Consider the following 21,068-nt stretch of genomic DNA (forward strand, 5'->3'; position numbering starts at 1 on the left):
CTGACAGGTTTTTAAAACCTTTCAGGTCTTTGAGTTTTATCAAAATTTGGTTGAAATTTCCTTCTCTTATTCATTGTTTTTTTCCTTTTAAATTGAAAATAAATAAGAGACCCAATGATTGGAAAAAAGAGAACAATACAAATCCAAATAATCTTATAAATTTTAAGTTTGAATTTTGTTTTTACAATGTCAATTATTGCTTGCAACCATAAAATGGTGCTTAAAACGAACAAACCAATAAGCATCAAATTTGTCATTCTTGGTTTGTTTTTTATTCAACTGTAAAATTCTCTTCCAAGAAAAAGTTAGCTCTTATATCTAAGTTATTAATAGCTTGATTGTAAATAATTCTTTCAGCTAATTGCTTTTTAAGGTAACTTCCAGAATCCCATTTATTGTTGTTGTTTTCGTCTATAATTGCTCTAATTGTATATTTTTTTGGTTCTAATAAATCGAAAACAACTTTGGTAGAACTATTTATAAATTTACGTTCTATCAATTGATTTTGTTTGCTGCCAGAAAGAATTTCGATAATTAAGTTTTTAGAATTTACATTATTTACATTCAAAGTAATTCTTGCATAATCATCAATTTGTTTGGTAGTAAAACTATAATTAAGTGTATCGTTTTGAATGCCGAAAATATCTTCAAAAGCAGCTGGATAAGCTTTAAAACGATATTTTTCTTTAGGTTGTTTATCAAAAATAAACCCTATTTTATTCTCTTTGTTAGAAACCAATGTTCTGTAGTTTACAGCGATAGTATCTTTATCAATTAAATTAATTTTAGTGGTATCTATTTTTACAATTGGGTTGTTGCTTTCTATATAAAAAGTATCTCTAAAATGTAGAATATTTTTAGAAGAAGCATTTATAATAAGAGAATCTAATTTCTTTTTTCTTAATCTTACAGTTAACGTGTCTAAAAATTCTCTGTTAGCAACTGTAAAGTTTAAAGAATCTGCTTCAAAAGGCGTAAACCAATAATTTAGAGTGTCTTTATCAACCATAAATTTCGATACACTTTTAAAGTCTTTTGGCACATCAGATAATAAATTTATCTGCATATCTTTTCCATCACCATCAAAGCCAAATTCAATTTTACCTTTTGTAATTTCTTTACCTCTAGCAAATTGGTAAGGCTGGTTTTCCTTGAAAAGAATAATAGGTTTTGTTAAAATACTATCTCTTGGTAGTTGAATGGTGTCTGTATAAAAACCAATTTTATCAGTTATAGGATCAAAAATATAATCTTTAATATTTTCTTGTAAAGCTAATAATAAGTACTTGCCTTTTCTAAGATTTGTAAATTGAAAACCAACAGTATCTATATTGTTAGTTACGTAATTTGGTTTTTGTTTGTAGATAATGGAATCGTTAAAAGAACTATCTAATCGATATAATAAAACGCTTACATCTTTAGGTTTTTCTTGCAAAATAGCATCTTTTATAGTTCCAGAAGTTTTTAAAGAATCGATATACGTTCCTGTCGAAAAAACATATTTAAAATTTTCTAAAACATTTCTTTCGTTATTGTCTTCTACAGCATTTCCAAAATTAAAAATATAGGTTGTATTGGGGTTTAAAGTATCTATAATTTCAATTTTAATTTCTTTACTGGCAGTTCCTTGAGGCGAAATTATAGGAGGACTTTTCATTGGTGGCGAAACTACCAATTGCTTATTGATGTCTTTTAATTTTATATATTCATCAAATTCTATTATAATCTCTTTTTTGTTGAAATTTATGGTTTCATTTGCTGGTTTTGCAATTACAAACAAAGGCGCATCTTCATCTTTTGGACCACCATCAGGCCTTCCAGTTCTAGCACAATTAGATACAAAACCGATTATTATCAACAAAAAAAGAAATCTGAAAACTATTTTCACAAAGTAAATTTTACACAAATTAACGATTATTTTTCGAATATAAAATTATAAAATTCATTCAGTATATGCCATGGTTAAAATACTTATTTTACAATTTTCTGCTTTTAAGAATTCTTTTGCACAGGCCTCTAAAGTTGCACCAGTTGTAATTACATCATCAATTAACAAAATATGTTTGTTGTTAAATTTTGCTGTATTTTTTAAATGAAATTTAGTATCTGAATGGTTAAAGCGTTCAAAACGAGATTTAAACGTTTGTGTTTTTGTTGATGAAATCCTGACAAGTTCATTATTTATAAAAGGAATTTTCAAGTAAAAACTTAGTCTTTCGCCAAATTTTGTAACTTGATTATAGCCTCTTTCACGTAGTTTTCTAGGATGTAAAGGCACAGGAATTATAAAATTGACATCTTTAAATTCTTGGTTTTCTGCAAGCATTTCTCCTAACCAATTACCAAAGAAAACACCAATATCTTCATTGCCTTTGTATTTTAAATCGTGAATTAATTGCAAAGTGCTTCCTTTTTTTCTGTAAAATAATAAGGCAAATCCTTTTTCCACTATAATATTTCCGTAAAAATTTTGTGTTACTTTATTGTCTGTAAAGTCTTGGAAGTTAGTGAGTGGTAAATCATGCCTGCAAAGTGTGCAGAGTACGTTTTCGTTTTCAATTAAACTTGTATCGCAAACAACACACAGTTTAGGATAAAAAAGATGGAATAAGTCTTTTAAAAGTATCATCTTTACACAACATTTTTTAGGAATATAAGTAATAATCAACAAAAAAACGATTGTATAGCAGAATAAATTTTTTTAAAGAAGCTGTAAAAAACATTAAAACGTTAGGCACAATTGCACCAAGCTCAAGGTTTCTGTCCAAAAAAATGTTACGTAAAATTGATTTTCAAAAAGCGGAGGTTTTAGTAGAATTAGGTCCAGGAAATGGCGCAATTACTAATTATATTTTAGAAAGTTTAGCACCGAACGCAACACTAATTTGTTTTGAAATTAATGATAATTTTTATCATCAATTAAAAAAAATAAATCATCCACAATTAATTGTTTTAAAAGCTTGTGCAGAAAAAATTGAAGAAGAATTAGCAAAACTAAACATCTACAAAGTACCTTACATCATCTCTAGTTTGCCACTTACTATTATTCCTGATGAAGTTTCTGATGAAATTTTAAAAAAATCATTTAACATTTTAGAAAATAACGGAACATTTATACAATATCAATACAGTTTAACGTATTATAAAAAACTCAAAAAAGTATTTAAAGATGCTATTTTATTAGAGTTTGAGCCTTTAAATATTCCTCCAGCATTTATTTATCATTGTAAAAAAGTCAAGTAATTTTTTTATTGAAAAACTTCTGTAAACGTGTATATTTGCGCTCATTATGGCAAAACAAGAAGATCAATTTAAAAAAGTTTTATCGCACGCAAAAGAATATGGTTATGTTTTTCAGTCTTCTGAAATTTATGACGGTTTAAGTGCGGTTTACGATTATGCTCAAAACGGAGTTGAGCTAAAGAAAAATATTAGAGATTATTGGTGGAAAGCAATGGTGCAAATGCACGAAAATATTGTGGGTATTGATGCTGCAATTTTAATGCACCCAACTACTTGGAAAGCTTCTGGACATGTAGATGCTTTTAACGATCCTTTAATTGATAACAAAGATTCTAAAAAACGTTACAGAGCAGATGTTTTAATAGAAGATTATTGTGCTAAGATTGAAGGCAAAATAAATAAGGAAGTAGACAAAGCTGCAAAACGTTTTGGCGATGCTTTTGATAAAGAAGAGTTTTTAGCAACTAATGGAAGAGTTGTTGGCTATCAAGAAAAAATAAAATCGATTTTAGCAAGAATGGGTAAATCTTTAGCCAATGAAGATTTAGCCGATGTTAAATTATTGATTGAAGAATTAGAAATTGCAGATCCTTTAACAGGTTCTAAAAACTGGACAGAAGTGAAGCAATTCAACTTAATGTTCGGAACCAAAATTGGAGCATCAGCAGAAAACTCTACACAAGTTTATTTACGACCAGAAACTGCACAAGGTATTTTTGTAAATTTCTTAAATGTGCAAAAAACGGGACGAATGAAAATTCCTTTCGGAATTGCACAAACTGGTAAAGCGTTTAGAAATGAGATTGTTGCAAGACAGTTTATTTTTAGAATGCGTGAGTTTGAACAAATGGAAATGCAATATTTTGTAAAACCTGGCACGCAAAAAGAATGGTATGAAAGCTGGAAAGAAACGCGTTTAAAATGGCATTTAAGTTTAGGAATGGGCGCAGAAAATTATCGTTTTCATGACCATGATAAGCTAGCACATTATGCAGATGCAGCTTCAGATATTGAGTTTAATTTTCCTTTTGGCTTTAAAGAATTAGAAGGAATTCACTCAAGAACCGACTTTGATTTAAAAGCGCACGAAGAACATTCAGGAAAAAAATTACAATATTTTGACCATGAAGAAAATAAAAGTTATACACCTTATGTTGTAGAAACTTCGATTGGTTTGGATAGAATGTTTTTGGCAGTTTTCTCGAATTCTTTGGTTGATGAAGAATTAGAAAATGGAAGTACAAGAACGGTTTTAAAATTACCAGCAGTTTTAGCACCTTTTAAAGCAGCTATTTTTCCTTTGGTTAAAAAAGATGGTTTGCCAGAAGTTGCTAAAGAAATTATGGAAGATTTAAAATGGGATTTTAATGTTTTTTATGATGAAAAAGATGCAGTTGGTAAACGTTATAGAAGACAAGATGCTGCAGGAACGCCTTTTTGTATTACTGTAGATCACGATTCTTTAAATGATAAATGCGTAACTATAAGACATAGAGATTCTATGGAACAAAAACGTGTTGCTATTGCAGATTTAAAAGAAATAATCAAAGCAGAAGTTTCTGTAAAAACTTGGTTACAGAGAATGTAAACACACAGTTTTTTAAAACAAAAAATCCGTTGGAAAAATATTTTCTAACGGATTTTTTGTTTCTAAAATTTTAAAGTCGATTTTTATAAACATAAATGCACTAAATTGTAGTTCAAAAAATTAAGTGTTATTTTTTGAATATCATTAGTCATAAAAAAGTAAAAAATGCGCATTTCAAGATATATTTTGGTTTTTCTAGTTGGTTTTTTAATTGCCAAATTTTGGTATCAAAAAAAGGATAATCATCAGCAAAAAGAAGAAGTTAGAGTGGTTGTAAACTCCATTAAAAACATGAGTAAATTGGTGATTTCAAGTGGTAATTTTTCTGAAGTTTACAATTTTACGGATTCAAAAAAATATTTTTACGAAACTATTTCTTTTGATAAAAAAGCCATTGTTACTGTAAATGCAAAAGTTGAGGTTGGCTACGATTTATCGAAATTGGAAATTGAGGTAGATTCTTTGGCAAAGAAAATTTACATCCATAAAATTCCGAAAGCAGCAATTACAATTATACCAGATGTTAAATATTTCGATTTGCAACAAAGTCAATTTAACGCTTTTTCCAAAAACGATTTGAATAAAATTAACGAAAAAAGCATCGAAAAAATTAAACAAACTGTTGAGTTAACAAACCTAAAAAAAGAGGCAAAGACTCGTTTTTTTGAGGAAATTTCAAAAATTTATCAGCTTTCTGCTATTTATGGTTGGGAAGTTGTAGATAAAACAAACTCACGTTTTTTAAGTGATTTTAAGGAAGTTAATTTGTTAAAATAAAAAGACCATCAAAAATTAATTTGATAGCCTTTTTGTAAATTTTAATAAAATCCCCCGATTTTTATTAAAACTTTTTTTGTCTATTTCGAATTACTTTATATTCTAGTAAATGAATTAAGTATTTTTTTAATTTTCATAGCAATTTTTTTGTAATTAACAATTTTAAATTTATTATTAGTTGCTAAATTACACTGTAAAATTAAAGATTATAATTGAATAAAAACCACGTAGTTTTACGTGTTTTTTATAATCAAGAAGCTTTTTAATGTTTAAGTTTATACATGTAAAACTTATAAAAACTCCATGATTTGTCCAATAATTGGTTTCGTAATAAATTAAGTTTGTATACTTTATACATTTTAAATTTATGCTTAACCTCTAATACTCTTAAGATCGTATTTTTTTAAAAAGCAAAAAGGATATATACATTTAAAAAAATAAGTATATATTCTTAATTTCTTATACTTAATGTTATAAGTTAAAATCTAATGTAATTTCTATTAGTTTTTTTTGAATTCCGTAAATAACCAAACCTGCTACATTTTTAGATTGTGTTTTTAATAGGAGATTATTTCTGTGACCTTCAACCGTTCTTGGACTTATAAATAGTTGTTCTGCAATTTCTGATGTGGTACATTGGTTGCAAATAAGTTCTAAAACATCAATTTCTCTTTTAGAAAGTAGGTTTTTATCTAAATCGCTTTTAATACGTTTTCCACTAGAAGATATTATGTTTTCGTGAATTATTTTTAGCACCTTTTCATCATAATAAAAGCCTTTTTCATAGACTTCATTTATGGTATGAACTACAGCTTTAGGGCTTGTATTTTTAAGTAAATAAGAAGATGCACCCACATCAATCATATTTGTAATAAAAGATTTACCATCAAAACTTGTTAGTGCAATTATTTTTATGTCTGAATGAGTTTTGTGAATAGCTTTAGTGGCTTCAATTCCATTCATTTGTGGCATTTTTAAATCCATTAAAATAACATCAGGAAACTCTTCTGTAGTGCTTAAAAAATCGATTAACTCTAAGCCGTTTTCTGCTTCAAAAATAACATTAAAGTTAACTTCTCTATCTAATAAAAAACGAATTCCGCTTCTAAAAAGTTGTTCATCATCAGCAATTACAATATTAATAATATTCATTTTTAAAGTAATTTTATAGTGTTATCGAAATTTTAAAACCGTTATTTTTTGCTGTTGTTATTGTGTAATTTCCTTGTAATAAGGCAACCCTGCTTTCAATATTTTTAATACCTAATCCTTTTTTGTGCTTTTTATTTTTCATATTAAAGCCAACACCATTATCTGTATAATTAAAAAGTAGTTTGTTGTTTTTTAAACAAATATCTATACTGCTATTTTTTGCTTTTCCATGTCTTACTGAGTTGTTTATTAATTCTTGCACAATTCTAAAAAGATGTAATTCTTGTTCTGAAATTAAATAACCTTTTGGATATGCTAAATTATAATCGATGGTTATTTTTTTACTATTGTTAAAGGAATCTGCCAATTCCTCTACAGCATCTTTTAATCCAAATTCTTCTAAAATTGGTGGCAATAAATTGTGTGCAATATTTCTGGCACTTTCTAAAGTTTTATCTGTTACCTCTAAAATAGTATCATTAACAATTACGTATTCTTCAGAACTTAAATCTCCTCCTTTTAAAAGGTTTGCATTTAAGTTAATTACATTTAGTTTAGCACTAATATCGTCATGTAAATCTTGTGCAATACGTTTGCGTTCTTCTTCTTGAGTAATAATAATAGATTGTATTATTTCTTTTTGATGATCTATTTCTAAGTTTTTTTTCTCCAACTGTTTTTCTACTATTTTTTTTCTTGAGAAAAAGAAAAATAGTAAGAGTGCTACACCCATTATAAGAAGTAAAACAACACCAGTAAGTACAATTGCTATCACTTGATTTTCTTTAGCAAACAATTCTTCCATTAGAGATTTTTAAAAATATAAACGAAGTTATGGAAAAATAATTTTATTGTGAATATAGCTGTTTATTTTCAGTATTTAAAGAGTGTGTTTAAAATCAGGTGTTTATACGTGTATTTTTGCTTCTTAGAGTAAGCGTTTTATATTAGCTTTCTTTTGTGGCAATTGATATCGGTTTTCTAAAGTTTTTATACCATTCTATAAAAATAAAAATTTGATATATTAAATATAAATAGATGTTAAAACTCCAGATAAGACGAATAATTTCTGATTTTATATTGCCAGCAGAAAAAAGTAATGTGCTGCAAAGTGTATAAATAAAAAAACTGGCATTAAAATAGATAAATTTTTTGTCTACTTTATCAATCCTCTCAATTAAGAAATAGAAACTATAAATTAACAGAGGAATATAGCATATTAATATCTCAATAATATTAAATTTAAAAATATAATCAGGATTAAAAACATAAAAAATTATGATAGAAAAAGGGATGATACGAATACCCCAAAACACACTTTTTTTTAGCAACTTGTTTTTTGTTTGCTTACTATAAAATAAACTTAAAAAAATGTATTGACCAACGTTAAATAAATGAAATAGATAAAGGTTATTATCGCCCAATTTTGCAAGATAATCGCTTGAAAGTTGAATAATAAGAGAAAAAAGTAGATAAAAGGAAAAAAGTTTAACGCTAAAAGTATTCTTTTTAAAATTCATCAAAAAAAGTAGGCTATTTATTGCTAGAATAAAATAGCCTAAATAAATTATTATTTTAATAATGCTCAATTTTATCCATTTAAAGGGCTGTCAGGATCGCAAAAACTAGGGCAAGGTCTAGAAAAGTCATAAATAAAACCACTTTCTGAGTCTAATGTTTCTCCGTCTTTAGAAGAAATCATGTCCTTGCCATTTTCATCCACACCAACAATCATTAATTTTTCTATATATACATTTTCTCCTTCAATAATAACTTTTTCAACACCAATATATGCTCTAACACTTGTTGGGCCTTCTGCAATTACTTCTTGCAAATCTAATAAAGGAATATTAAATGCTCTACAATCTTGATGAGAATTATAAGTAGATTCCATTTTACGCCATCTATTTGCCCAATCTTTGGCAATTTCTAAACTAATTATGTTTTTTTTATTTGGTTTTGGAACATCGTTTGGTTGGTTTTTCATCTTTAAAAAGTATTAAGTTAGTAATTTGGTTTTGGTTAAGTTATAAATCTAAATAAAAATAAATAAAGACATTGTATAACTATTTGTTTTTTAATTAAAATAGGTGTTTATACCTACAAAATAGACTTATTTTTTAGATGGTTTCATTTATTAAGTTTTTAAAAAAAGGTGTATTTTCGTTACATGCCAACATCCTTAGAACTTCAATTACAAACCTTACCTAAAGAACCAGGAGTTTATCAATATTTTGATAGAGATGATAAAATAATCTACGTAGGTAAAGCCAAAAATTTAAAGAAAAGAGTAACCTCTTATTTTACCAAAAAACACGATAATGGTAAAACTAGAGTGTTGGTTAAAAATATTGTACGTATAAAACATATTGTTGTAAACACAGAAACGGATGCCCTTTTATTAGAAAATAATCTGATAAAAAAGTACAAACCAAAATACAATGTACTTTTAAAAGATGATAAAAGTTATCCTTGGCTTTGTATTAAAAAAGAACGTTTTCCTAGAGTTTTTTTAACGAGAAGAGTTATTAAAGACGGCTCTGAATATTTTGGACCTTACACTTCTGTAAGAACGGTTCGTGTTTTGTTAGATTTGATTAAAGAACTCTATTCTTTAAGAACTTGCAAGTACGATTTGAGTCATCAAAATGTAAATGAAGGCAAATATAAAGTGTGTTTAGAATATCATCTAAAAAACTGCAAAGGTCCTTGTGAAGGTTTAGAAACTGAAGCTCATTATAACGAATCTATCAAAGAAATTAGAAATATCATTAAAGGTAATTTTAAAGAAAGTCTTGATAAATTTAAAGAAATGATGATGACTTTTGCTGCAAATATGGAGTTTGAAGAAGCGCAAAAAATCAAAGAAAAGTTAGATCGATTAGGCAATTATCAAGCAAAAAGTACCATTATAAATCCGACTATAAATAACGTAGATGTTTTTTCTATTATTTCTGATGATACTCATGGATATGCAAATTTCTTAAAAATTTCAAACGGATCTATTATACAATCTCACACCACAGAAATTAAGAAAAAGTTAGACGAGTCTGATAAAGAACTTTTAGAGCTTTTTATTGTTGAAATAAGACAACGTTTCAATTCGCAATCGCCAGAAATTTATGTTCCTTTTAAAGTAAATATTGGCGAAAATATTAAAGTTACCATTCCTATTTTGGGTGATAAAAAACGAATTGTAGAGCTTTCTGAAAGAAATGCGAAATATTACAGAATGGAGCAATTTAAGCAAATTAAAATTGTAGATCCTGATAGACATGTAAAAAGAATTATGGCGCAAATGAAAAAAGATTTGCGTTTAAAAGAAGAACCAAGACATATAGAATGTTTTGATAACTCGAATATTCAAGGTACAAATCCTGTTGCTGCTTGTGTAGTTTTTAGAGATGGAAAACCGAGTAAAAAAGAATATAGACATTACAATATTAAAACAGTTGTTGGTCCAGACGATTTTGCATCTATGGAAGAAGTGGTGTTTAGAAGATACAAGCGTTTGTTAGCAGAAGGCGAATCTTTGCCACAATTAATTATTGTTGATGGTGGAAAAGGACAATTATCTTCTGGAGTAAAAGCTTTAGAAGATTTGGGTTTACGAGGTAAAATTGCCATTATTGGAATAGCAAAACGTTTGGAAGAAATTTATTATCCAGATGATCCAATACCTTTATATTTAGATAAAAAGTCCGAAACTTTAAAAATAACCCAGTTTTTAAGAAACGAAGCTCATAGATTTGGAATTACGTTTCACAGAAATAAACGTAGCAAAAGTGCCATACAAAGTGAGTTGGAAGACATACCAAATGTTGGGAAACAGACTATTACAACTTTATTGCGTAAATTTAAATCGGCAAAACGTGTTAAAGAAGCTTCTTTTGATGAAATTAAAGAGGTAGTTGGTAATGCAAGAGCTCTAAAAATTCATCAGTTTTATCATCCAAAAAAAGAAAATGAAAAATAAACTATTTCTATTAATTTATGTAATTCCTATGTTTTTGTTTGCACAACAAAAACAACCAAAAGTTGGTTTGGTTTTAAGTGGTGGAGGTGCAAAAGGCTTTGCACATATTGCTGTTTTAAAAGAAATAGATAAAGCTGGTATTCAGCTAGATTATATTGGTGGCACAAGTATGGGTGCTATAATTGGTGGTATGTATGCAGCTGGTTACTCTGCAGATCAAATAGAGAAAATTATATTAGAGACAGATTTTCAAACTCTTCTTAGAGATAAATTACCAAGAAGTTCAGAAACTTTTTTTGAGAAAGAATTTGGCGAAAAAACAGTAATTACGCTACCTGCAGATGGAGGTAAAATAGGTTTGCCAAGAGCAATTTCTAGAGGACAAAATGTACTAAACTTATTGTCAGAATTACTTGATGGTGCAGATGGCGATTTAGATTTTTCGAAACTATCTGTTCCTTTCTTTTGTATTGCTACAGATGTAGAAAATGGGGCGCCAGTTATTTTAGAGAAAGGTTTTTTACCATTAGCGTTAAGAGCTAGTGGCTCTTTTCCATCGCTTTTAAATCCTATTGAAATAGATGGTAAACTTTTAGTAGATGGGGGTATTTCAAACAATTTTCCTGTAAGTATAATGAAAGCTAAAGGTATAGATATTGTAATTGGAGTAGATGTTGAGGGAGAGTTGTTTGAAAAGGACAAAATTAATTCAGCAGTAGCGCTTTTAAATCAGATTATGAGCTATCAAATGTATAGCAAATCAGATGAAGAAATAAAAAAGTTAGATGTTTATATACATCCAGAAATATTTCAATATTCTGTTGTAGATTTTGATAAAAAGATTGAGATTTTAGAAAAAGGTACTATTGAAGCTTCAAAGTTTGAGAAGATTTTTAAAGAAATTGCAAACAAACAAACTATAAAAAGGAAAAGAAAGATTATAGAATATACCGAAAAAAAATTATTAGTTTCTAATATTGAAATTTATGGTTCAGAGAATTATACCCGAGCTTATGTTTTAGGAAAATTAAATATGAAGACAGGAGATAGTTTATCTAGAAAAGAGATTACAAAAAAAATAGGTTTACTTTCTGCCACTAGAAATTATGATAGAATAGAATATAACTTTATAGAAAAAGTAGATGGTAGTTTTATAGTAGATTTTTTATTAAAAGAATCCAAAGAAAATGCAACATTAAAGTTAGGAGCCCATTATGATCTTCTATATAAATCTGGAGTTTTAGCCAAATACAGTCGTAAAAATTTAATTGCCAACAATGATTTACTTTCTTTAGATGTAGTTCTAGGAGATAATATTCGCTATAATTTAAACTACTTTGTAGATAATGGTTTTTATGTGAGTTATGGCTTTAAATCTAGGTATAATCATTTTAGAGACAATGCTAAGTTTAATTTAGCAAGTACAAACATTCCTAGTTTAAGTACTATTAACTTAAATTATACTGATATTACAAATCAATTATTTTTTCAAACTACTTTTAATAGAAAGTTTGCTTTAGGATTAGGTTTAGAACATAAATATTTAAAAGCGAAAACAGAAACTCTTAACACAAATGGTAATGAAACCATAATAGACAATAGTAATTATTATAGCGTTTTTGGTTATTTAAAGCTAGATACCTATGATAAAAAGTATTTTGCAACTAAAGGATACTTTGCAGATTTAAATATGAAATGGTATTTAAATTCTTCAGATTTTAACAATAATTTTAAAAGCTTTGCACAAACAAAAGGTACTTTGGGCTTTGCTACTACTTTTTTCAAAAAATTAACTTTTCAAAATACAAATGAGGCAGGTTTTACTTTAAACAATCCTGCATCTAATGTTTTTGATTTTTATTTGGGTAGTTATAATCAAAACTTTATCAACACCTTTGTTTCTCTATATGGCTATAATTTTGCAGAACTCTCTGATAACTCTTTTTTAAAATCAGAATTTAATTTAAGATACCGATTTTATAACAGGCATTATGCAAGTTTTATTGCAAATTATGCGCGTTTAGAAGACAATGTTTTCAAAAATTTAGAACTTTTTGAGAATGTTAAATCGGGTTATGCAATTGGTTATAGTTACGATAGTTTTTTAGGACCTTTAGAAATAAAATACACCTGGTCTCCAGATACCAAAGATGGGTTTTGGTTATTTAATTTAGGCTTTTGGTTTTAATTATAAAAGCCAATAAAAATTAATTCATTGGCTTTAAATATTTAAGTTAATAAAAATATTTGTATTCTTATTTTGATTGTTTTGTAGTTAAATGAAACTCTTCATACGTCTGCAATAAATTTATTAATGCAGAGATTAGATCTTTTGTTTCAAGTAAAATACTAAAATATAACGTTGTGTTTTTAGGGCTAGTTTCGTCAGTTCTAATTCTTGCAACTTGCTTTTCTATAGATTCAGAAACGTTTTTAAGAAGCTCATTTTTTTGAATAAGAAGATCATTTAAATCATCTAAATCTCTGTTTTCAAATATTTTAGCCTCTTTTGTTAGTAGTTCTGATAACTCAATATCAATAGTTTTTAAATCTTTTATTTGCCCTTTTTTAAGATTCTTATGATTGTTGTTTACGTGCTTGTAACTTGCTCTAGAAATATAACTAATAGATTGTGCAACATCTTGTAAATAACCTAAAACCATAATGTAAAATCTACTTCCTTGAACAGAGGTTTCATCTAAAGATTTAATAAAATAGAAAACTCCATCTTTTAAACCATCTATTTCATCATTTAATTTACCAACATGTTTATCTGTTTTACGTAGTTTATTTAAATCGTGATTCGCTAAATCATTTACCACATGTGTATATAATTTATTTACACGATTAATAACTCCAGAAATATGATCTGCACTTTCTTCAATAACACCATTAATTGTTATTAATTCAGCCCTTTCTATATATTCTTGTTTTTTAACTTCTTGAGTTTTTTTGGTAAGATTAACAGAATTTCTAGCAATTAAGCTAAAAACAATTAATAAAAGAATTCCAACCATTACAATACCTCCTAAATTTATTAGGTATGCAACAATAGCTGCAGCTACAAATGCTACAAGAGCAGTCATAAACCAACCACCAATTACGTTTAAAACACCAGCTACTCTATAAACAGCACTTTCTCTTCCCCAAGCTCTATCTGCTAAAGAAGTACCCATTGCTACCATAAAAGTTACATATGTAGTAGATAAAGGCAATTTTAAAGAAGTACCTACAGAAATTAAAATTCCTGCAACAATTAAGTTGATAGATGCTCTAATTAAATCGAAAGCAGGCATTTCGTAAGTTTTGTCTCTAGACAATTCTATAACTGGTTTCTGAAATTTAGAATCTACAAAGGCTAATGTTTTTTTAGGAACTATGGCACTTATCCCTACATTAATACCCATAGCAGCTCTCACCACTAATCTAGATAATGTGTTAGGTTGAAATCTTTCATGTCCTTCACCTTGTCTAGATAAATTAATACCAGTTTCAATAACAGTTTTCGCTTTTTTAGAAGTCCAAATTGTAACCACCATAACTGCACCAGCAATTAATAAATAAATAAAATTAGCAGATACTTTTTTATCTAAAACAGCCATAGAAAATTCTGTAGCAGCTTGCCCAGATTTTTGCCAAGCAGCATAAGAATCCCAAGCAGCAATTGGTACACCAATAAAGTTTACCAAATCGTTACCAGCAAAAGCTAAAGCCAAAGAAAAAGTACCAATTCCTATAATTAATTTTAAAATATTTATTTTGAAAATAGAAATTAATAATTGCGAAATTAAAGACCAAAAAACAAAGCCTCCAGCAAGAATCAACCAGATATTTCCATTTATATAAATATCTATATTATCTTTAAAAGGAGTACCTTTTAAACCTTTTATAACAATAAAATAGGTAATTGCTGTAATGGCAAAACCTCCAAAAATTGCATTTATATAACTTGGTCTGTTTTCAATATGAAAAGAATAAATTAATCTAGAAATAAATTGAACAATAGCACCAATAGAAAAGGCGACGACTACAGAGAGTAGGATACCAAATATAATAAAAGTAGCTGTTTCTGTATTAATGTACTTACCTAGATTTACAAAAGTTTCTCCATTATCTGTAGTGTAAATTTTTATTAAAGCCATTGCAACAGCAGCTCCTAACAATTCAAAAACAATAGATACTGTTGTAGAAGTTGGCATTCCTAAAGAATTGAAAACATCTAATAGTAATATGTCTGTAATCATTACAGCCATAAAAATGTACATGATCTCATTAAAGTAGAATTCACCAGGAACAAAAATTCCTTTACGTGCAACTTCCATCATTCCACTAGAAGTAACAGAACCTACAAAAACACCAATACTAGCAATAATTAATATTTTTTTTACTGGTATTGCTTTAGAGCCAATTGCAGAATTTAAGAAGTTTACAGCATCATTACTTACGCCTACAACTAAGTCTATAATTGCTAAAACAGTTAATGCAATTAGCATTAAAATATATGGATCTCCCATTTGTTTATTTAAAATTTAGTTTTGCAAATTTACAAAGACCAAAAATTGTCAATGTTACGTTTACGTTATATTAATTATGTTAAAAATGTATATCTAATTGTAGTCTATACATTAAATTATTTTCTTTAAAACCAATATCTGTATAGCTTACATCTGTTTGAACTTTTAATTTATGACCAACAATGTATTTAGAGAAACCCAATGTATATTGATTTTCTGCTCCTTTTCCTGTAATATTTTTATCCAAAGATATATTTGTGTAACGTGCAGAAACCTCTAACGTTTTAGAAAGCAAATAACCAGATTGTAAATTTAAGCCATTTCCTACTTGCACAACATCACCAGTTAAACTACCATCAGAATTTTTTGCAAAAGCATCCTCTGCATTTCTATTTGCATATTCTGCCATGAAAGAAAAACCTGTATATTTATACATGGCATCAATAAAAAGAGTAGAAATATCTGTTGAATAAAGACCTGTGTCAGTATTCATATAAGAACCTTGGTTGCTTCTTGTTCTAACAGCATCCATATTTAGGTCATAACCAAAAGCAACAGAAAGTTTTGAATTCTTTTCAAACAACAAATCGCTTCCTTTATAATCTCCTTTAGTTGAGAAATTACCAAATGGAAAAAGTTCAACTCTTCCTGTAAATTGATAACCTCCTTCGTTACCAGTAGTAACATTTCTTCCTTCTCCTTGAGAAATTGAAAAAATTTCTTTCATCAAAAATTTATTAGAAAGTTTTGTTTTGTGTCTTAATTGAACACCAATATCTCTATCAATATTAAATCGACTGTTTAGCAAAGAGCGATCTACCATTTGTAAATCTCCTGAAGAAATAATACGTTCTCTGTTTCCAGGCAATTTCGTTTGCCCAAACCATAAAATAAAATTTCCAGAAAAATTCCATTTTATAACAGCATCCATAATATATCTTGGAGAACCACTTGTATATTGTGAAGCACCAGATTGATCTCTGTTAGATAAACCTATTTCTAGTTTGTAGACTAATTTTGGTGAGAATGCATAACCATCGAACTTTAAACGAGATCGTCTTATAAGCATAGAAGATTCTGAATTGGATAACCCATTAGTTGCATCCCAATTATTTATTAGAAGCGTTTGAAAACGAAGCCCAATTTTCATGGTCCAAGATGCATCTTCACCTTCTAAATAAAAGAGCCCTTTACCAAATTTACCGGCTTTATATTCTTGTGCTTTTGCCATAGAAAGTGCACATAAGAATATTACAACTACTACTTTACGCAGTATTTTGGAAATCATTTTTTAGTTTTTGTCGCTACAAATAACTAAAAAAAATAGCATGTTAACGTTAAGTTAACATTAATAAAAAATACTGCCTTGGCCAAAGGCAGTATAGTCATGATAAGGTAAGTCGACAAAAACTAAAAATTATAATGACGTTTCTCTTTAAAGATTTATCAAAAATGCAACTAAAAGCTAAATTTAATGTTTACTTAAAATTAAAAAAAGGTTAATAAATTTTTCGATTTAACTTTTAGTTAATGTTTCAGTAACTCAATCATAATTTAGAACTAACGTTCACTTTACAGAGGTAGAAATACATTTGTGGCGTAAAAAATTATGTTTTTAAAATGAAGAAATTTCTATTTATTACTTTATTAATTGTAAGTCAGTTTTTAGTAGCTCAAGATAAAGGTACATTAACAGGACTGTTAACAGATAAAGAAACTAATAATGAACCTTTGCCTTTTGCAAACATTATTATTAAAGGTACAAAAATTGGAACAACGTCAGATTTTGACGGTAATTACTTATTAAAAGTTCCTGCAGGAAACCATATTGTTGTTTTTAGTTTTTTAGGATATAAAGCTGTAGAGAAATCAATTATTATAAAAGCTGGGCAAACTGTAACCCTTAATCAATTAATGTCTGCAGAAGAAGGTGTTGCTTTAGATGATATTATAATTACAGCAACTACAAGTAAAGAAAAAGCTTCAGCGTTAATTTTAGAACAAAAGAAAGCAGTTTCTATCAAAACATCAATTGGTGCACAAGAACTTTCTATTAAAGGAGTATCTGATGCAGAAGGAGCTGTTACTAAAACTGCAGGAGTTTCTAAAGGATCAAAAAATGTAATTGTTAGAGGTTTAGGAGATCGTTATAACTCAACTACTTTAAATGGTTTGCCTTTACCTTCTGAAGATCCAGAATACAAAAATATTTCTTTAGATTTTTTTGATACAAGTGTTATCAAAAATATAGGAATTAATAAAGTTTTTACACCAGATTTATATGGAGATGTTGGTGGAGCAAATATTGATATTGTATCAAAAGAATTGATAAAAAGTAGTGTTTTAGATATTAGTGCTTCTTTAGGTGCAAATACGCAGACAGTTTCTAAAGATTTTTTAACAATTGATGGAACAAACAGATTTGGAACTCAAAATTCTGGGATTCCTGTAAATGATTTAACTCAATATACGTTCAATAACTCTTGGAAACCAGAAAGTCAAAACTTTCAAATGAATAATAGTGTTTCTTTTGCTGGAGGTAAAAAATTCAACATAAAAGATGATACTTTTAGTTTCTTTATTGTTGGTGGGTTTGATGGTAGTTTCAATTATTTAGATGGTAACATCAAACAAACAACAAGTTCTGGAGAAGTTTTTCAAGATCAAGATTATACAAAATATGAGTATAATGTTTCGCAAATACTAATGGCGAATTTAAAATATAAGTTTGATGAAGGACATTCTATAGCATACAATCACTTATTTATTCATAATAACAAACAATCTATTGGAGATTATTTAGGATTTAATAATCCTGAACAAGATGGAGATTTGGAGTTTCAAAGAAGACAGCAAACCAATAATAATGAGTTGTATGTAAATCAATTTATTGCAAACTATAAATTTACGGATAGATTAAATTTCGAAGCAAAAGGTTCTTTAAACTTTATTAGAGGAAATGAGCCAGACAGACGAACAAATAAATATCTTTTAAGAGATGATTTTTACAGTCCACAAACAAGTTCTGCAGGAGAAAACGAACGTTATTTCTCAAAGTTAGAAGAAAACGATTATGCAGCAAAAGGTAAGTTTGAATACAAATTAAAAGAAGACGAAGACGATATAAGTGTTTTAGAATTTGGTGGAGATTATAGATATACAGAGCGTTTATTTTCTGCAACTATTTTTAATCACGATTTTTCTAGCAGAGTTGCTATTGATTTAGAAAATCCTGATGCTATTTTTAATCAAAATTCTATAGATACTAATATTTTCGAATTAGAAACTGGTAGAGGTAGTGCAAGTAATCCTGCTGCTTTTGTGCCTTTTACATATAGAGGTAAAAGACAAATTTTTGCAGCTTTTGGTAATTTAATATATCAATTAAATGATAATTTAATCGCTTCTTTTGGTGGAAGATTCGAGAAAATACAACAAAGAGTTACCTACAATACTAACATTGCACAATCTGTTGTAGATGGCGCTTCTAATTTAGATAGAACATATGTTTTACCAAGTTTTAATATAAAATATAATTTTAATGACAATAGTATTTTTAGAATTGCAGGAAGTCAAACCTATACATTTCCTCAATTTAAAGAAACTGCACCTTTTAAATATCAAGATATTAGTTTCTCATCTCAAGGTAATCCAGATTTAAAACCCTCTGATAATTATAATTTAGATGCTAAATATGAGTATTACTTATCATCATCAGAATTATTTACGGTTACAGGTTTTTATAAAAATATTCAAAATTCAATTGCAAGAACAGAAATTCCTTCTGGAGGAAATACCTTAACCTATTTAAATGTTGGTAATGCAAGTGTATATGGTGTAGAGGTTGAAGCTAGAAAAAGCATTTACGAAATTGAGGATAAAGATGTAAAAATTATGGCAGGTTTAAATTCATCAGTTTTAATATCGAATGTAGATTTAGATCAAAGTTCAATAGCGCAATTTACAAATGCTACAAGTAATTTGGAAGGCGCAACTCCATTTTTATTAAATGCAGATATTTCTATCAACAAAAAATATAATGATAACACTTTAATTTCTTCTGTAGTTTTTAACTATTTCAGTGAAAGAGTATATTCTATTGGTACCAGAGGTTTTGAAAATGTTTTAGAAAAAGGAATACCAACATTAGATTTTGTTTCCTCTTATGATTTTAACAATCACTATAGTATAAAATTAAAAGCAACAAATTTGTTAAATCCTGATTTTCAGTTAACAAGAGCTGGTTATAATGGAGGAGAAGATGTTGTGTTAAGAAATTATAAAAGAGGTGTTAACTTAAGTTTAGGGTTTTCATATAGTTTCTAAATTTTATCAATTTTAGTAACAATTCTTTAAAATTTAGTTAAAACAAAATAAACCTTCTTTGTTCAACTTTGCAGAAGAAAATTAAACTAAAATAATTTAAACAAATTAAAAGAAAAAATGAAAAAATCAATTTTATCAATCGTAACTATTGCAGCGTTCGTATTAACAAGTTGTTCTTTAAGTGATGATGATGCTACAACTGTTGTTGGTGGAGGTGTAACTGCACAAAATTTAGCAGGAAACTTAACAGCGGATTTAACACTAAGCTCTGGAGTTGCACACAATTTAATAGGAGCACTTTTAGTAAAAGAAGGCGCAACATTAACTATAGAAGCTGGTGCAACTATAAATGCTTTAGCTGGGGGTACAGATGTTTATATTTTAGTAGAAAGAGGAGGTAAAATTATTGCAGATGGTACAGCTTCAAATCCAATTAAATTTACATCAGGTGCTGTAGTTCCAAAAGCTGGAGATTGGGGAGGAGTTATTTTAAACGGAAAAGCGCCTTTAAGCAGACAAGCAGGTTCAGAAAGTAATGCTGCAACAGAAGTTAAAAATTCAATTTTATTTGGTGGTGCAGATGCTTCAGATAATTCAGGTGTATTAAACTATGTAATATTAGAATATACAGGAGCAAGAATTGATGATGAAGCAGAACACAATGGTTTAACTTTAAACGGAGTTGGTTCTGGAACTACAATTAGTAACATTGCGATTTTAAATGGTGATGATGATGGAATTGAGTTTTTTGGAGGAACTGTAAATACATCAAACATTTTAGTTGTAAATGCTAAAGATGATATGTTCGATTTTTCACAAGGGTATTCTGGAACTTGTACAAATTTATATGGTATTAGAGAAAATGGGTACACAGCTGTAACTTCTGATCCAAGAGGAATTGAAGCTGATGGAAATTTAGATGGTAATTCTCCTTCAGATATTAACGAATCTAACTTTACAGTAAATGGTGTAACAATTATAAATAATGCTGATGGTGTAGAAATGTCTGATGGAATAAAAATTAGAAGAGATGCTACAGCAACTATTACAAATGCATATTTAGCATTAGGTTCTGGAGCAAAATTTGGCGATGTTATAGATTTACAAGATAGTAAATCAGATTCTACAGAAGGTACTTCAATTACTGCAACTGCAAATATTGCAAACGGTTTAGATATTACTGATGTAAAAAACACAACTGTTGGTGGAGCAACAATAACATTAACTGCAGCTACTTCTGGAGGAGCAGATAAATCTGTATTCACTTGGACTGGGTATAGTTTTTAGTCAAATAAAATTTTTTATATATAAAAAGCAGGCTTTTAAGCCTGCTTTTTTGTGTTTTAGAAAATAAAATACTTTAAAGATTTATTTTTTAAAGTGAGTAAAAGTTTGATTTAGAGCAAATTCATTTTTAGGTTTTCTTATTTTATGTTACTACTATAAAATTAAGTTACGAAACTAATACTTACTTATATTTAAGAACAAATTT

16 protein-coding genes are annotated in these 21,068 nt (G+C 28.2%); 7 read left to right on the forward strand and 9 right to left on the reverse strand.

Features of this window, described 5'->3' with window-relative positions; all coding sequences use genetic code 11:
- Positions 1 to 11: 11 nt before the first annotated feature.
- The 3 genes from LPB03_RS16960 to LPB03_RS12950 all read right to left on the reverse strand — a co-directional run bounded on the left by LPB03_RS16960 (position 12) and on the right by LPB03_RS12950 (position 2,629).
- Positions 12 to 257: a PLDc N-terminal domain-containing protein gene (locus LPB03_RS16960; RefSeq protein WP_065320009.1), complete on the reverse strand. Its 246-nt coding sequence runs from the start codon at positions 255 to 257 to the stop codon at positions 12 to 14.
- A 14-nt stretch (positions 258 to 271) separates the two neighbouring features.
- The gene (locus LPB03_RS12945) at positions 272 to 1,861 is read right to left on the reverse strand and encodes an Ig-like domain-containing domain (protein WP_231953103.1); all 1,590 of its coding nucleotides are present in this window, start codon (positions 1,859 to 1,861) and stop codon (positions 272 to 274) included.
- An 81-nt stretch (positions 1,862 to 1,942) separates the two neighbouring features.
- Positions 1,943 to 2,629 carry a ComF family protein gene (locus tag LPB03_RS12950; protein ID WP_065320011.1) on the reverse strand — a complete coding sequence of 229 codons (687 nt, stop codon included), beginning with the start codon at positions 2,627 to 2,629 and terminating at the stop codon, positions 1,943 to 1,945.
- Positions 2,630 to 2,772: 143 nt separating this feature from the next.
- Here LPB03_RS12950 and LPB03_RS12955 point away from each other — a divergent pair, with 143 nt between their 5' ends.
- The 3 genes from LPB03_RS12955 to LPB03_RS12965 all read left to right on the forward strand — a co-directional run bounded on the left by LPB03_RS12955 (position 2,773) and on the right by LPB03_RS12965 (position 5,608).
- Positions 2,773 to 3,243 (forward strand): class I SAM-dependent methyltransferase, encoded by a 471-nt coding sequence (locus tag LPB03_RS12955; protein WP_231953104.1) that lies wholly within the window; start codon positions 2,773 to 2,775, stop codon positions 3,241 to 3,243.
- Positions 3,244 to 3,289: 46 nt separating this feature from the next.
- Complete coding sequence (locus tag LPB03_RS12960; RefSeq protein WP_065320013.1) at positions 3,290 to 4,831, forward strand: glycine--tRNA ligase; 1,542 nt, start codon at positions 3,290 to 3,292, stop codon at positions 4,829 to 4,831.
- A gap of 165 nt (positions 4,832 to 4,996) precedes the next feature.
- Entirely contained in the window at positions 4,997 to 5,608 is a 612-nt protein-coding gene (locus LPB03_RS12965) for a DUF4230 domain-containing protein (RefSeq protein WP_065320014.1), read from the forward strand.
- 471 nt (positions 5,609 to 6,079) lie between these two features.
- Here the strand turns inward: LPB03_RS12965 and LPB03_RS12970 are convergent, their stop codons facing one another.
- From LPB03_RS12970 to LPB03_RS12985, 4 genes are all read right to left on the reverse strand, one after another.
- Positions 6,080 to 6,760, reverse strand: coding sequence for a response regulator transcription factor (locus LPB03_RS12970; RefSeq protein WP_065320015.1), 681 nt, complete (start codon positions 6,758 to 6,760; stop codon positions 6,080 to 6,082).
- Between the two features lie 13 nt (positions 6,761 to 6,773).
- Entirely contained in the window at positions 6,774 to 7,565 is a 792-nt protein-coding gene (locus LPB03_RS12975) for a sensor histidine kinase (RefSeq protein ID WP_065320016.1), read from the reverse strand.
- Between the two features lie 142 nt (positions 7,566 to 7,707).
- Positions 7,708 to 8,349, reverse strand: coding sequence for a hypothetical protein (locus tag LPB03_RS12980; protein ID WP_065320017.1), 642 nt, complete (start codon positions 8,347 to 8,349; stop codon positions 7,708 to 7,710).
- Positions 8,350 to 8,351: 2 nt separating this feature from the next.
- Positions 8,352 to 8,747, reverse strand: a complete 396-nt coding sequence (locus LPB03_RS12985; protein WP_065320018.1) for a hypothetical protein — start codon at positions 8,745 to 8,747, stop codon at positions 8,352 to 8,354.
- Between the two features lie 183 nt (positions 8,748 to 8,930).
- On the opposite strand from LPB03_RS12985, the gene uvrC reads away from it, so the two are divergent.
- A complete protein-coding gene (uvrC, locus tag LPB03_RS12990; RefSeq protein ID WP_065320019.1) occupies positions 8,931 to 10,736 on the forward strand; it encodes an excinuclease ABC subunit UvrC in 1,806 nt (601 codons plus the stop codon).
- Positions 10,726 to 12,924: a patatin-like phospholipase family protein gene (locus tag LPB03_RS12995; RefSeq protein ID WP_065320020.1), complete on the forward strand. Its 2,199-nt coding sequence runs from the start codon at positions 10,726 to 10,728 to the stop codon at positions 12,922 to 12,924. The genes uvrC and LPB03_RS12995 overlap by 11 nt, the downstream gene beginning before the upstream one ends.
- A gap of 67 nt (positions 12,925 to 12,991) precedes the next feature.
- Here LPB03_RS12995 and LPB03_RS13000 read toward each other — a convergent pair whose 3' ends face one another.
- Together LPB03_RS13000 and LPB03_RS13005 are read right to left on the reverse strand one after the other, a co-directional pair.
- Entirely contained in the window at positions 12,992 to 15,250 is a 2,259-nt protein-coding gene (locus tag LPB03_RS13000; protein WP_065320021.1) for an inorganic phosphate transporter, read from the reverse strand.
- 79 nt (positions 15,251 to 15,329) lie between these two features.
- On the reverse strand, positions 15,330 to 16,538 hold the full coding sequence (locus LPB03_RS13005; RefSeq protein ID WP_065320022.1) for a porin: 1,209 nt from the start codon (positions 16,536 to 16,538) through the stop codon (positions 15,330 to 15,332).
- Positions 16,539 to 16,870: 332 nt separating this feature from the next.
- Between LPB03_RS13005 and LPB03_RS13010 the strand changes: the two genes are divergently transcribed.
- Both LPB03_RS13010 and LPB03_RS13015 read left to right on the forward strand, forming a co-directional pair.
- Complete coding sequence (locus LPB03_RS13010) at positions 16,871 to 19,576, forward strand: TonB-dependent receptor (RefSeq protein WP_065320023.1); 2,706 nt, start codon at positions 16,871 to 16,873, stop codon at positions 19,574 to 19,576.
- Between the two features lie 117 nt (positions 19,577 to 19,693).
- Complete coding sequence (locus LPB03_RS13015; protein ID WP_065320024.1) at positions 19,694 to 20,863, forward strand: beta-helix domain-containing protein; 1,170 nt, start codon at positions 19,694 to 19,696, stop codon at positions 20,861 to 20,863.
- Positions 20,864 to 21,068: the final 205 nt, after the last annotated feature.

Origin of the sequence: Polaribacter vadi, from assembly GCF_001761365.1 — a bacterium.
Classification (GTDB): Bacteria; Bacteroidota; Bacteroidia; order Flavobacteriales; family Flavobacteriaceae; genus Polaribacter; species Polaribacter vadi.

What these genes read in the sequence shown, in the direction of transcription:
- LPB03_RS13010 (WP_065320023.1), top strand. Translation starts at nt 16,871, where the DNA reads ATGAAGAAATTTCTATTTATTACTTTATTAATTGTAAGTCAGTTTTTA.
- uvrC (WP_065320019.1), top strand. Translation starts at nt 8,931, where the DNA reads ATGCCAACATCCTTAGAACTTCAATTACAAACCTTACCTAAAGAACCA.
- LPB03_RS12975 (WP_065320016.1), bottom strand. Translation starts at nt 7,565, where the DNA reads ATGGAAGAATTGTTTGCTAAAGAAAATCAAGTGATAGCAATTGTACTT.
- LPB03_RS12960 (WP_065320013.1), top strand. Translation starts at nt 3,290, where the DNA reads ATGGCAAAACAAGAAGATCAATTTAAAAAAGTTTTATCGCACGCAAAA.
- LPB03_RS13000 (WP_065320021.1), bottom strand. Translation starts at nt 15,250, where the DNA reads ATGGGAGATCCATATATTTTAATGCTAATTGCATTAACTGTTTTAGCA.
- LPB03_RS12965 (WP_065320014.1), top strand. Translation starts at nt 4,997, where the DNA reads ATGCGCATTTCAAGATATATTTTGGTTTTTCTAGTTGGTTTTTTAATT.
- LPB03_RS12955 (WP_231953104.1), top strand. Translation starts at nt 2,773, where the DNA reads ATGTTACGTAAAATTGATTTTCAAAAAGCGGAGGTTTTAGTAGAATTA.
- LPB03_RS13015 (WP_065320024.1), top strand. Translation starts at nt 19,694, where the DNA reads ATGAAAAAATCAATTTTATCAATCGTAACTATTGCAGCGTTCGTATTA.
- LPB03_RS16960 (WP_065320009.1), bottom strand. Translation starts at nt 257, where the DNA reads ATGACAAATTTGATGCTTATTGGTTTGTTCGTTTTAAGCACCATTTTA.
- LPB03_RS12970 (WP_065320015.1), bottom strand. Translation starts at nt 6,760, where the DNA reads ATGAATATTATTAATATTGTAATTGCTGATGATGAACAACTTTTTAGA.
- LPB03_RS12995 (WP_065320020.1), top strand. Translation starts at nt 10,726, where the DNA reads ATGAAAAATAAACTATTTCTATTAATTTATGTAATTCCTATGTTTTTG.
- LPB03_RS12950 (WP_065320011.1), bottom strand. Translation starts at nt 2,629, where the DNA reads ATGATACTTTTAAAAGACTTATTCCATCTTTTTTATCCTAAACTGTGT.
- LPB03_RS13005 (WP_065320022.1), bottom strand. Translation starts at nt 16,538, where the DNA reads ATGATTTCCAAAATACTGCGTAAAGTAGTAGTTGTAATATTCTTATGT.
- LPB03_RS12985 (WP_065320018.1), bottom strand. Translation starts at nt 8,747, where the DNA reads ATGAAAAACCAACCAAACGATGTTCCAAAACCAAATAAAAAAAACATA.